Here is a 12,877-nt window from a genome sequence, read left to right on the forward strand (position 1 = left end):
GAGCACCCCGCATGACCCTCCGCCTCCAGACGATCACCCGCGACGAACACCTCGCCTTCGTCCGCTCCCGCCCCTCGGCCAGCCACATGCAGGTCCCGTCCTGGGGCGACGTGAAACCCGACTGGCAGACCGAGAGCCTCGGCTGGTTCGACGAACACGGACACCTCCAGGGCGTCGGACTCGTCCTCCTGCGCCCCCTGCCCAGGATCAAGCGCTACCTCGCCTACCTTCCCGAGGGCCCCGTCATCGACTGGCACGCCCCCGACCTCGCCGAACGCTGGCTCCGCCCCCTGCTCACCCACCTCAAGTCACGCGGCGCGTTCACCGTCAAGATGGGACCGCCCGTCGTCGCCCGCCGCTGGAGCGCCGACACCGTCAAGACCGCCATCGCCGACCCCGCCGCACGACGCCTCGCCGACGTACCCCCCACCTCCGAGGAACCCGCGGCCGCCGACATCGCCGGCCGGCTGCGCGCCATGGGCTGGCAGCGGACCGAACCCGGCGGCGAGGACGGCTTCGCCGCCGGCCAGCCCCGCTACGTCTTCCAGGTCCCCTTCGCCGGCCGCACCCTCGACGACCTCCACAAGGGCCTCAACCAGCAGTGGCGGCGCAACATCAAGAAGGCCGACAAAGCCGGCGTCAAAGTCGTCCGCGGCGGCTACGACGACCTCCCCGCCTTCTACGAGCTGTACGCGGAGACCGCCGAACGCGACCGCTTCATCCCGCGCCCCCTGCCCTACTTCCAGCGCATGTGGACCGCCCTCACCACCGAGGACCCCGACCGCATGCGCCTCTACCTCGCCCACCACGACGGCGACATCCTCGCCGCCGCCACCATGCTCACCGTCGGCACCCACGTCTGGTACTCCTACGGCGCCTCCACCAGCCGCCGCCGCGAGGTCCAGCCCAACAACGCCATCCAGTGGCGCATGATGACCGACGCCCACGAACTCGGCGCCACCGTCTACGACTTCCGCGGCATCACCGACACCCTCGACGAGACCGACCACCTCGTCGGCCTCCTCCGCTTCAAGGCGGGCGCCGGCGGCGAGGCCGCCGAATACCTCGGCGAATGGGACTTCTCCCTCAACCGCCTCCTCCACAAGGCCCTCGACCTCTACATGACCCGCCGCTGACCCCGAGCCGGCCCGCCCCGAACGGTGCCGCGCGGCAGTACCCCGGCCCCACCGCGCGACACCGCCCCCGGCAAGCACTCCCCGGACACTTCTGCGACAGTTGCATAACAGGTTCACACGCCTGACCCGGTCCATTACTCTGGACCAACAGGTACAGCACGATGAACGAACCTGCGTCGAACCCCTGGAAGGCCCCGTGAACACCCCCAGCGCCGCCCCCACCACCCCGGCCCCGGCCGCCCCGGCCACCGCACCCGCGGCCGGCGCACCCACCACCGGACCCGGCCGGCGCGGCGCCCTCGGACCCGTCGGCCTCGTCCTCGCAGGCGGCATCTCCGTCCAGTTCGGCGGCGCCCTCGCCGTCAGCCTCATGCCCCGCGTCGGCGCCCTCGGCGTCGTCACCCTGCGCCTGCTCGTCGCCGCCATCGTGCTGATCGCCATCTGCCGCCCCACCGTCCGCGGGCACTCCCGCGCCGACTGGAACACCGTCATCGTCTTCGGCCTCACCATGGCCGCCATGAACGGCCTCTTCTACCAAGCCGTCGCCCGCATCCCCCTCGGCCCCGCCGTCACCCTCGAAGTCCTCGGCCCCCTCGCCCTCTCCGTCGCCACCTCCCGCCGCGCCGTCAACCTCCTCTGGGCCGGCCTCGCCCTCGGCGGCGTCTTCCTCCTCGGCGGCGGAGGCTTCACCAGCCTCGACCCCGCGGGCATCGCCTTCGCCCTCGGCGCCGGAGCCATGTGGGCCGCCTACATCGTCTTCAGCGCCCGCACCGGCCGCCGCTTCCCCCAGGCCGACGGCCTCGCCCTCGCCATGGTCGTCGCCGCCGTCGCCTTCCTCCCCCTCGGCATCGCCGAATCCGGCACCCGCCTCCTCGTCCCCACCACCGTCGCCCTCGGCGCCGCCGTCGCCGTCCTCTCCTCCGTCCTCCCCTACACCCTCGAACTCCTCGCCCTGCGCCGCCTCCCCGCCTCCACCTTCGCCATCCTCATGAGCCTCGAACCCGCCGTCGCCGCCACCGCCGGCTTCCTCGTCCTCGACCAGGCCCTCTCCCTCACCGAATCCCTCGCCATCGCCCTCGTCATCGCCGCGAGCATGGGCGCCGTCCGCACCCAGATCGGCCGAGGCAAAGCCAAGACCCTCCAGCCGGCCCCGGACGCGTAACCCCCTCCGGACGCCACCACGGGCCGACGACCCGCGACCCCGACGCGCGGCACGAACCCGGCGAGGGCGCGGCCCCGACGTAGGCACGGACCGGCGAGCACATCCCCACGCGCACATCCCGACGCGCACATCCCGGCGGCCCGGCTCCTCGTCGCGCCACCCCGCGCACCCTCCGCCCACGGACCGGCAACACGGCAACGGCGACAACGGCTCAATTAATGCAAGCATGCTTGCTTGTTTCTTCGGACGCTGCCATGCTCCCAGCCACACACCGCCGTGTCCCGAGGGGAGCGCACCGTGTCCGACCCGACGCCCGTGGCCGCCGTCATCGACGACCTGCACCACGAGAGCGAAGAACTCGACCGACTCGTCGCCGAACTCGACGACACCCACTGGGCCCGCGACACCCCCGCACCCCGCTGGACGATCGCCCACCAGATCGCCCACCTCACCTGGACCGACCGGGCCGCCCACCTCGCCCTCACCGACACCGACGCCTTCGCCGACGAAGTCAAAAAAGCACTCGCCGCCCCCGACACCTTCGTCGACCAAGGCGCCGACGAAGGCGCCACCCAACCCCCCGCACAGCTCCTCACCACCTGGCGCACCGGACGCACCGCCCTCGAAACCGCCCTCCGCGCAGCCCCGCCCGGCACCCGCCTCCCCTGGTACGGACCACCCATGTCCGTCGCCTCCATGGCCACCGCCCGCCTCATGGAAACCTGGGCCCACGGACAGGACATCGCCGACACCCTCGGCGTACGACGGCAACCCACCGACCGCCTCCGCCACATCGCCCGCATCGGCGTACGCGCCCGCGACTTCGCCTTCGCCGTCCATGGCCTCCCCGCACCCACCGAAGAATTCCGCGTCGAACTCCAGAGCCCCACCGGCGACCTCTGGACCCACGGACCCGCCGACGCCCCCCAACGCGTCACCGGACCCGCCCTCGACTTCTGCCTCCTCGTCACCCAACGAGCCCACCGCACCGACCTCGCCGTCCACGCCCAAGGCCCCGACGCCGACCACTGGCTCGACATCGCCCAAGCCTTCGCAGGCCCACCCGGACCCGGTCGCCGACCCGAGGAAACCCACCGGTGACCCCCGCCGCACCGACCGCAGCCCGAAGCCCCCTGCGCATCGGCAACGCCTCCGGCTTCTACGGCGACCGCTTCGACGCCCTGCGCGACATGCTCACCGGCGGCCCCCTCGACATCCTCACCGGCGACTACCTCGCCGAACTCACCATGCTCATCCTCGGCCGCGACCGCCTCAAAGACCCCCGCCGCGGCTACGCCAAGACCTTCCTGCGCCAACTCGAGGAATGCCTCGGCCTCGCCCACGACCACGGCGTACGCATCGTCACCAACGCCGGCGGCATCAACCCCGCAGCCCTCGCCGACGCCGTCCGCGAACTCGCCGACCGCCTCGGCATCCCCACCCGCGTCGCCCACGTCGAAGGCGACGACCGCACCCCGCACCACCCCGGCAGCCTCGCCGCCCACGCCTACCTCGGCGGCGCCGGCATCGCCACCTGCCTCCGCGAAGGCGCCCACATCGTCATCACCGGACGCGTCACCGACGCCGCCCTCGTCACCGGACCCGCCGTCGCCCACTTCGGCTGGACACCCCACGACCACGACCACGACCGCCTCGCCGGAGCCGTCGTCGCCGGACACATCCTCGAATGCGGCACCCAGGCCACCGGCGGCAACTACGCCTTCTTCACCGACCACGACCCCGCCCGCCTGCACCGCCCCGGCTTCCCGCTCGCCGAACTCCACGAGGACGGCACCAGCGTCATCACCAAACACGACGGCACCGGCGGCATCATCGACCTCGGCACCGTCACCGCCCAACTCCTCTACGAGACCCAGGGCGCCCGCTACGCAGGACCCGACGTCACCGCCCGCCTCGACACCGTCACCCTCACCCCGGACGGCCCCGACCGCGTCCGCGTCACCGGCACCCGCGGCGAGCCCCCACCCCCCACCCTCAAAGTCGGCCTCAACAAACTCGGCGGCTTCCGCAACGAGGTCGCCTTCGTCCTCACCGGCCTCGACATCGAACGCAAGGCCGACCTCGTCCGCGCCCAGATGGAAACCGCCCTCGACGCCGCCAAGACCCGCCCCGCCGACATCCGCTGGGACCTCGCCCGCACCGACCACCCCGACGCCCCCACCGAGGAGACCGCCAGCGCCCTGCTCCGCCTCGTCGTCCGCGACCAGGACCAGGCAGCCGTCGGCCGTACCCTCAGCGGCGCCGCCATCGAACTGGCGCTCGCCAGCTATCCGGGATTCCATGTTCTGGCACCTCCGGGGGCGGGGGCGCCGTACGGTGTTTTCGAGGACACGTACATCCCGCAGGACGCGGTCGACCACGTCGCCGTCCTCGACGACGGACGCCGCATCCCGGTGACGCCGCCGGGCGACACGCGCGTACTGGAGCCAGCGGAAGAACCGTCCCTCCCCTTGCCGCTGCCCGAAGGGCCCACCCGGCGGGCACCGTTGGGACGGGTCGCGGGAGCGCGCAGCGGGGACAAGGGCGGGAACGCGAACGTTGGCGTCTGGGCCCGCACGGACGACGCCTGGCGATGGCTGGTCCACGAACTGACAACTGACAGATTTCAGACTCTGATATCTGAAAGCCGTCATTTGTCAGTTGTCAGACATGTGCTGCCCAACCTCCGCGCCCTCAACTTCGTCGTCGAGGGCATCCTCGGCGAGGGCGTTGCCTCCCAGGCTCGTTTCGATCCTCAGGCCAAGGCTCTCGGCGAATGGCTTCGTTCCCGTCACATGGATATCCCGGAGGCCCTGCTGTGACCGTGCTTTCCTCCGTGCTCGATCCGAAGAGTGCCGAGTACGCGGAGTACCGGGCGAGCATGCTCGGCAAGCTCGCGGAGTTGGACGCCGAGCATGGCAAGGCGTTGGCGGGGGGTGGTGAGAAGTATGTGGAGCGGCATCGGAAGCGGGGGAAGCTGACCGCCCGTGAGCGGATCGAGCTCCTTCTCGATGATGACACCCCCTTCCTCGAATTGTCGCCGCTTGCCGCATGGGGCAGCGAATACGCGGTGGGGGCTTCGCTCGTCACGGGTATCGGGGTGGTGGAGGGCGTCGAGTGCCTGATCACCGCGAACGATCCGACGGTGCGGGGCGGTGCGAGCAATCCGTGGAGTCTGAAGAAGGCGCTGCGGGCGAACGACATCGCGCTCGCGAACCGGCTGCCCTGTATCAGTCTGGTGGAGTCGGGGGGTGCGGATCTGCCGTCGCAGAAGGAGATCTTCATTCCCGGGGGTGCGATCTTCCGTGACATCACGCGGTTGTCGGCGGCGGGGATTCCGACGGTGGCGGTGGTGTTCGGGAACTCGACGGCCGGGGGTGCGTACGTTCCCGGGATGTCGGATCACGTGATCATGGTCAAGGACCGGGCGAAGGTCTTTCTGGGCGGGCCGCCGCTGGTGAAGATGGCGACGGGCGAGGAGAGCGACGACGAGTCGCTGGGCGGTGCCGAGATGCACGCGCGGGTGTCGGGTCTGGCGGACTATTTCGCCGTCGACGAGCGGGACGCGCTGCGGCAGGCGCGGCGGGTGGTGGCGCGGCTCAACCACCGGAAGGCGTACGCGGATCCGGGTGTGGTGGAGCCTCCGAAGTACGACGTGGAGGAGTTGCTGGGGATCGTTCCGGGGGATCTTCGGCATCCGTTCGATCCGCGGGAGGTGATCGCGCGGGTGGTGGACGGTTCGGACTTCGACGAGTTCAAGCCGCTGTACGGGACGAGTCTGGTGACCGGGTGGGCGTCGTTGCACGGTTATCCGGTGGGGGTGCTGGCGAACGCCCGGGGGGTGTTGTTCAGCGCGGAGTCGCAGAAGGCGGCGCAGTTCATCCAGTTGGCGAATCAGCGGGACATTCCGCTGGTGTTCCTGCACAACACGACGGGCTACATGGTGGGCCGGGAGTACGAGCAGGGCGGGATCATCAAGCACGGCGCGATGATGATCAACGCGGTGAGCAATTCGCGGGTTCCGCATCTGTCGGTGCTGATGGGCGCGTCGTACGGGGCGGGGCATTACGGGATGTGCGGGCGTGCCTATGATCCGCGGTTCCTGTTCGCGTGGCCGAGTGCGAAGTCGGCGGTGATGGGTCCGCAGCAGTTGGCGGGTGTGCTGTCGATCGTGGCGCGGCAGTCGGCGGTGGCGAAGGGGCGTCCGTACGACGACGACGCGGACGCCGCGTTGCGGGCGATGGTGGAGCAGCAGATCGAGTCGGAGTCGTTGCCGATGTTCTTGTCGGGGCGGTTGTACGACGACGGGGTGATCGATCCGCGGGACACCCGCACGGTGCTGGGTCTGTGTCTGTCCGCGATCCACTCGGCGCCTTTCGAGGGTGCGCGGGGTGGTTTCGGCGTCTTCCGGATGTGAGGGTTCCCGTGATTTCGAGTCTGTTGGTGGCGAACCGGGGCGAGATCGCCTGTCGGGTGTTCCGTACGTGCCGTGCGTTGGGGGTGCGGACGGTGGCGGTGTGTTCGGACGCCGATGAGGGTGCGTTGCACGCCCGTGAGGCGGATGTGGTGGTGCGGTTGCCGGGTGCTTCGCCCGCGGAGACGTATCTGCGGGGGGATCTGATCGTGGCGGCGGCGTTGCGTGCGGGGGCGGACGCGGTGCATCCGGGGTACGGGTTCCTGTCGGAGAACGCGGATTTCGCGCGGGCGGTGCTTGACGCGGGTCTGGTGTGGGTGGGTCCGTCGCCGGAGGCGATCGAGTCGATGGCGTCGAAGACGCGGGCGAAGAAGCTGATGGGTCTCGCGCCGTTGGAACGGGTGACGGCGGGGGATCTGCCGGTGCTGGTGAAGGCTGCCGCCGGGGGTGGCGGGCGGGGGATGCGGGTCGTCCGTGAGCTGGCGGAGCTGGACGGGGCGTTGGAGGGGGCGCGGGCGGAGGCGCTGAGCGCGTTCGGGGACGGCGAGGTGTTCGTCGAGCCGTTCGTGGAGGGCGGCCGGCATGTGGAGGTGCAGGTTCTGGCGGATGCGCACGGGACGGTGTGGCCGTTGGGGACGCGGGACTGTTCGTTGCAGCGGCGGCATCAGAAGGTGATCGAGGAGGCGCCGGCGCCGGGTCTGGGTGGTCTGACGGAGACGTTGTACGACTTGGCGGTGCGGGCGGCGCGTGCGGTGGACTACGTGGGTGCGGGCACGGTGGAGTTCCTGGTCGCGGACGGGCGGGCGCATTTTCTGGAGATGAACACGCGGCTCCAGGTGGAGCATCCGGTGACGGAGGCGGTGTTCGGGGTCGATCTGGTGGCGCTGCAGTTGCGGGTGGCGGAGGGGGAGCGGTTGGAGGGTGATCCTCCGGTGGCGCGGGGTCATGCGGTGGAGGCCCGGTTGTACGCGGAGGATCCGGCGGCGGGTTGGGCTCCGCAGACGGGGCGGCTGCACCGGTTCGCGGTTGCGGAGGGGGTGCGGCTGGACACGGGTTTCGCCGACGGTGACGTGGTGGGGGTGCATTACGACCCGATGCTGGCGAAGGTCGTGGCGCATGCGGGGTCGCGGGCGGAGGCGGTGCGGAAGCTGGCGGGTGCGCTGGAGCGGGCGGTGGTGCACGGGCCGGTGACGAACCGGGATCTGCTGGTGGGGTCGTTGCGGCACGAGGAGTTCGTGGGGGCCCGGATGGACACGGGGTTCTACGACCGTCATCTGGGGGCGTTGACGGAGCCGGTGGTGGATCCGCTGGCGCCGCTGGCGGCGGCGTTGGCGGACGGGTTCGGCCGGTCGCGGTTCGGTGGCTGGCGGAACGTGGCGTCGCAGCCGTTGGTGAAGCGGTTCCGGATGGCGGGTGTCGAGCACGAGGCGGCGTACCGGTATTCGCGTCGGGGGCCGGAGGCGGACGGGGTGCGGGTGCTGCATGTCGACGCGGGGCGTGTGGTGCTCGAAGTGGACGGTGTGCGGCGGGCGTTCGCGGTGTCGTCCTACGGGGACGGCCGGGTGTTCGTGAACGGCGTGGTGCTGACGGTGGTGCCGCGTTTCCCGGACGCGGTGGCGGACCGGGTGCCGGGGTCGTTGCTGGCGCCGATGCCGGGGACGGTGGTCCGGGTGGCGGAGGGTCTCGCGGTGGGGTCCGAAGTCCGCGCGGGCGAGCCGTTGTTGTGGCTGGAGGCGATGAAGATGGAGCACCGGATCTCGGCGCCGGCGGCGGGGACGTTGACCGCGTTGCGGGTGGTGGTGGGGCAGCAGGTGGAGGTGGGTGCCCTGCTGGCCGTGGTGCAGGAGGGGGCGGCGGAGGACGCGGCCTCGCCGGAGACGGCCTCGTAGGTATTCGTCGGAGCAGGAGCCGGCCTCGTAAGCCGGTTGCCGGGCAGGCACGTTCAAGTGTTTTCAGGCACGTACAGGCTGCGTTTTCCGTACCGATCGTTCTGAGGAGCCCTCATGAGTGCTGTCACCGAGACCGATGAACACAAGGCGCTTCGCTCGGCGGTCGCCGCGCTGGGCAGGCGGTACGGCCGGGAGTATCTGGCGAAGGTCGTCGCGGAGGGGGGTCATCCGGACGAGCTGTGGTCGGAGGCGGGCAAGCTCGGCTATCTGGGGGTGAACCTGCCGGAGGAGTACGGCGGTGGGGGTGGTGGCATAGCGGAGCTGTCGATCGTCCTGGAGGAGCTGGGGGCGGCGGGGTGTCCGCTGCTGATGCTGGTGGTGTCGCCGGCGATCTGCGGGACGGTGATCGCCCGGTTCGGTACGGAGGAGCAGAAGCGGGAGTGGCTGCCGGGGTTGTCGGACGGTTCGCGGACGATGGCGTTCGGGATCACGGAGCCGGACGCGGGGTCGAACTCGCACCGGATCACGACGACGGCCCGCCGGGACGGTACGGACTGGGTGCTGAACGGGCGGAAGGTGTTCATCTCGGGGGTGGACATCGCGGACGCGACGCTGATCGTGGGCCGTACGGAGGATGCGCGGACGGGGAGTCTGAAGCCGTGTCTGTTCATCGTGCCGCGGGACACGGAGGGGTTCGGGCGGCGGCGGATCGACATGGAACTGCACGGTGCGGAGAAGCAGTTCGAGCTGACACTGGACGAAGTGCGGCTGCCTTCGGACGCGTTGGTGGGTCATGAGGACGCGGGGCTGCTGCAGTTGTTCGCGGGGCTGAATCCGGAGCGGGTGATGACGGCGGCGTTCGCGATCGGCATGGGGCGGCACGCGCTGGCGCGGGCGGTGGAGTACGCGCGGGAGCGCACGGTGTGGAAGGCGCCGATCGGTGCGCATCAGGCGATCGCTCATCCGTTGGCGCAGGCGCACATCGAGCTGGAGCTGGCGCGGCTGATGATGCAGAAGGCGGCGTTCCTGTACGACGAGGGGGACGACGTGGGGGCGGGTGAGGCGGCGAACATGGCGAAGTACGCGGCGGGTGAGGCGTGTGTGCGGGCGGTGGACCAGGCGGTGCACACGCTGGGCGGGAACGGCCTGACGCGGGAGTTCGGTCTGGCGTCGCTGATTACGGCGGCGCGTGTGTCTCGTATCGCACCGGTCAGCAGGGAGATGATTCTCAACTACGTCTCCCATCAGACCCTGGGTCTGCCCAAGTCGTACTGAGCGTCTTAGGAGGAACTGTGTTCCGCAGCGAGTACGCAGATGTTCCGGCTGTCGAGGAGCCGATCCACGAGGCGGTCCTGGGCCGTGCGGGTGAGTGGGGCGAGGTGCCGGCGCTGGTCGACGGTGTCGACGGCACCACGCTCACGTACGGGCAACTGGATCTGTTCCACCGCAGGTTGGCGGCCGCGCTGGTGGAGGCGGGGCTGCGCAAGGGCGATGTGCTGGCTCTGCACAGTCCGAACACGATCGCGTTCCCGACGGTGTTCTACGGGGCGACGCGGGCGGGCGCGTCGGTGACGACGGTGCATCCGCTGGCGACGCCGGAGGAGTTCGCGAAGCAGTTGCGGGACTGTTCGGCGCGCTGGGTGGTGACGGTGTCGCCGTTGCTGGAGGTGGCGCGGCGGGCGGCCGAACTGGCGGGTGGTGTGCGGGAGATCTTCGTGTGCGACCGGGCGCCGGGGGTGCGGTCGCTGGCGGAGCTGCTGGGTGGTTCGGCACCGGAGCCGGAGGTGGCGATCGATCCGGCGGTGGACGTGGCGGCGTTGCCGTACTCGTCGGGGACGACGGGTGTGCCGAAGGGGGTGATGCTCACGCACCGTTCGATCGGGACGAACCTGGCGCAGTTGTCGCCGCTGATCCCGATGGAGGCGGGGGAGCGCGTTCTGGCGGTGCTGCCGTTCTTCCACATCTACGGTCTGACGGCGTTGATGAACGCGCCGCTGCGGCAGGGCGCGACGGTGGTGGTGCTGCCGCGGTTCGAGCTGGACCAGTTCCTGCGGGCGATCCAGGAGCATCGGATCACGGCGTTGTACGTGGCGCCGCCGATCGTGCTGGCGTTGGCGAAGCATCCGGCGGTCGCGGAGTACGACCTGTCGTCGTTGCGGTACATCATCTGTTCGGCGGCTCCGCTGGACGCGGGTCTGGCGGCGGCGTGTTCGGCGCGGTTGGGTCTGCCGCCGGTGGGTCAGGCGTACGGGATGACGGAGTTGTCGCCGGGGACGCATGTCGTTCCGCTGGACCCGGTGGATCCTCCGGCGGGGACGGTGGGGAAGCTGATCGCGGGCACGGAGATGCGGATCGTGTCGCTGGAGGACCCGGGCAGGGATCTGGGGGTCGGTGAGGCGGGGGAGATCGTCATCCGGGGTCCGCAGGTGATGAAGGGCTATCTGGGGCGGCCGGACGCGACGGCGGCGATGATCGACGCGGACGGCTGGCTGCACACGGGGGATGTCGGTCATGTGGACGCGGACGGCTGGCTGTTCGTGGTGGACCGGGTGAAGGAACTGATCAAGTACAAGGGTTTCCAGGTCGCTCCGGCGGAGCTGGAGGCCCTGTTGCTGACGCATCCGGGGATAGCGGACGCGGCGGTGGTGGGTGCGTACAACGAGGAGCACAACGAGGTGCCGCACGCGTTCGTGGTGCGGCAGCCGTCGGCGCCGGACCTGTCGGAGGGCGAGGTGATGATGTACGTGGCGGAGCAGGTGGCGCCGTACAAGCGGGTGCGTCGGGTGACGTTCGTCGACGGGGTGCCGCGGGCGGCGTCGGGGAAGATCCTGCGCCGTGAGCTGCGGGGCCGGTCATGACGGTGGTCGCGGTGGGGTACGAGCGGGCGGTGGCGACGCTGACGCTGGACGCGCCGGCGAACCGGAACGCGTTGTCCGCGGTGCTGGTGGGTGAGCTGGCGGAGGCGCTCGCGGGCTGCGAGAAGGACGACGCGGTGCGCGCGGTGGTGCTGACGCACACCGGGAACACGTTCTGTGCGGGCGCCGATCTGCGGGATCCGCCGGATCCGGGCGCCCTGGTGGGGCTGCTGCGGCAGATCGTGGCGCTGCGCAAGCCGGTGGTGGCGCGGGTGGCGGGGCATGTGCGGGCGGGTGGTCTGGGGCTGCTCGGGGCGTGTGATCTGGCGGTGGCGGGCGGGGCGGCGACGTTCGCGTTCACGGAGGTGCGGATCGGGGTCGCTCCGGCGGTCATCTCGTTGCCGTTGCTGCCGCGCTGCGATCCGCGGGCGCTGGCCCGCTACTACCTGACGGGTGAGCGGTTCGACGGGGCGGAGGCGGTCCGTGCGGGGCTGCTGACGGCGGCCGGTGACGAGGTGGACGTGGTGCTGGCGCCGCTGCTGGACGGGCTGCGGCGGTCGTCGCCGCAGGGTCTCGCGGAGACGAAGGCGCTGCTCACGGCTAAGGTGCTGGAGGCCTTCGACCGGGACGCGGCGGATCTGACCGCGCTCTCGGCCCGGCTGTTCTCCTCGGGTGAGGCGCGCGAGGGGATGTCGGCCTTCCTCGAACGACGGGATCCCGCATGGGTGGTGTGAGCGCGGCGGAGCCCGCGGCACGGGTGCCGCACGAGCCGAAGCAGGACCGCAGCCGGGCCACCCGGCAGCGGCTGCTGGCGGCGGCGGTGGCGTGTCTGGCCGAGTACGGCTGGGCGGGTTCCACGGTGTCCGTCGTCGCGGAGCGGGCCGGTGTGTCACGGGGCGCCGCGCAGCATCACTTCCCGACGCGGGAGGACTTGTTCACGGCGGCGGTGGAGTACGTCGCGGAGGAGCGGTCGACGGCGTTGCGCGCCCTGTTCCCGGAGGGCGCGGCCGATCGCAGGGTCGTGGTCGCCGCGCTGGTCGGCCTGTACACGGGGCCGTTGTTCCGGGCGGCGCTGCATCTGTGGGTGGCGGCGTCCGACGAGGACCAGTTGCGGTCGCGGGTCACCGAGCTGGAGGCGCGGGTCGGCCGGGAGAGTCACCGGATCGCGGTGGATCTGCTGGGCGCGGACGAGTCGCGGCCGGGGGTGCGGGAGACGGTGCAGGGTCTGCTGGACATGGCGCGGGGTCTCGGCCTGGCGAACCTGCTCACGGACGACGGGGCGCGTCGGGAGCGGGTGGTGGCGCAGTGGGGCGTGATCGTGGACGAGGCACTGGGCTGACGGCACGCGGCCTTGCGCCACCCCTGTCGGCCGGAGCCGGCGTGCCGGTCGTCAGACCCGTCCGTCGATCCGGCCCCGTCCG

Annotated in this window: 10 protein-coding genes; all 10 read left to right on the plus strand. The window is 71.0% G+C overall.

Annotated elements, in window-relative coordinates:
* Positions 1–11 precede the first annotated feature (11 nt).
* The 10 genes from AB0C62_RS10980 (at position 12) to AB0C62_RS11025 (ending at position 12,795) form a co-directional block, all read left to right on the plus strand.
* Positions 12–1,136 (plus strand): peptidoglycan bridge formation glycyltransferase FemA/FemB family protein, encoded by a 1,125-nt coding sequence (locus AB0C62_RS10980; RefSeq protein ID WP_362971722.1) that lies wholly within the window; start codon positions 12–14, stop codon positions 1,134–1,136.
* Positions 1,137–1,332: 196 nt separating this feature from the next.
* Positions 1,333–2,298, plus strand: coding sequence for an EamA family transporter (locus AB0C62_RS10985; RefSeq protein ID WP_362971724.1), 966 nt, complete (start codon positions 1,333–1,335; stop codon positions 2,296–2,298).
* Between the two features lie 297 nt (positions 2,299–2,595).
* On the plus strand, positions 2,596–3,399 hold the full coding sequence (locus AB0C62_RS10990; protein WP_362971726.1) for a TIGR03084 family metal-binding protein: 804 nt from the start codon (positions 2,596–2,598) through the stop codon (positions 3,397–3,399).
* The gene (locus tag AB0C62_RS10995; protein WP_362971728.1) at positions 3,396–5,120 is read left to right on the plus strand and encodes an acyclic terpene utilization AtuA family protein; all 1,725 of its coding nucleotides are present in this window, start codon (positions 3,396–3,398) and stop codon (positions 5,118–5,120) included. Before AB0C62_RS10990 ends, AB0C62_RS10995 begins: the two co-directional genes overlap by 4 nt.
* Positions 5,117–6,715 (plus strand): carboxyl transferase domain-containing protein, encoded by a 1,599-nt coding sequence (locus tag AB0C62_RS11000; protein ID WP_362971730.1) that lies wholly within the window; start codon positions 5,117–5,119, stop codon positions 6,713–6,715. The genes AB0C62_RS10995 and AB0C62_RS11000 overlap by 4 nt, the downstream gene beginning before the upstream one ends.
* 8 nt (positions 6,716–6,723) lie before the next feature.
* Complete coding sequence (locus tag AB0C62_RS11005) at positions 6,724–8,601, plus strand: biotin carboxylase N-terminal domain-containing protein (protein WP_362971732.1); 1,878 nt, start codon at positions 6,724–6,726, stop codon at positions 8,599–8,601.
* 114 nt (positions 8,602–8,715) lie between these two features.
* Positions 8,716–9,876 carry an acyl-CoA dehydrogenase gene (locus AB0C62_RS11010; RefSeq protein ID WP_362971734.1) on the plus strand — a complete coding sequence of 387 codons (1,161 nt, stop codon included), beginning with the start codon at positions 8,716–8,718 and terminating at the stop codon, positions 9,874–9,876.
* Between the two features lie 17 nt (positions 9,877–9,893).
* Entirely contained in the window at positions 9,894–11,459 is a 1,566-nt protein-coding gene (locus AB0C62_RS11015; protein ID WP_362971736.1) for a 4-coumarate--CoA ligase family protein, read from the plus strand.
* The gene (locus AB0C62_RS11020; protein WP_362971738.1) at positions 11,456–12,190 is read left to right on the plus strand and encodes an enoyl-CoA hydratase family protein; all 735 of its coding nucleotides are present in this window, start codon (positions 11,456–11,458) and stop codon (positions 12,188–12,190) included. The genes AB0C62_RS11015 and AB0C62_RS11020 overlap by 4 nt, the downstream gene beginning before the upstream one ends.
* The gene (locus tag AB0C62_RS11025) at positions 12,178–12,795 is read left to right on the plus strand and encodes a TetR/AcrR family transcriptional regulator (protein ID WP_362971740.1); all 618 of its coding nucleotides are present in this window, start codon (positions 12,178–12,180) and stop codon (positions 12,793–12,795) included. Before AB0C62_RS11020 ends, AB0C62_RS11025 begins: the two co-directional genes overlap by 13 nt.
* Positions 12,796–12,877 lie beyond the last annotated feature (82 nt).

The sequence above is a fragment of the Streptomyces sp. NPDC048643 genome, from assembly GCF_040650615.1.
Taxonomy (GTDB): Bacteria; Actinomycetota; Actinomycetes; order Streptomycetales; family Streptomycetaceae; genus Streptomyces.

Coding starts and splice junctions, on each gene's coding strand:
- AB0C62_RS10980 (WP_362971722.1), top strand. CDS start 12: ATGACCCTCCGCCTCCAGACGATCACCCGCGACGAACACCTCGCCTTC.
- AB0C62_RS11010 (WP_362971734.1), top strand. CDS start 8,716: ATGAGTGCTGTCACCGAGACCGATGAACACAAGGCGCTTCGCTCGGCG.
- AB0C62_RS11020 (WP_362971738.1), top strand. CDS start 11,456: ATGACGGTGGTCGCGGTGGGGTACGAGCGGGCGGTGGCGACGCTGACG.
- AB0C62_RS11025 (WP_362971740.1), top strand. CDS start 12,178: ATGGGTGGTGTGAGCGCGGCGGAGCCCGCGGCACGGGTGCCGCACGAG.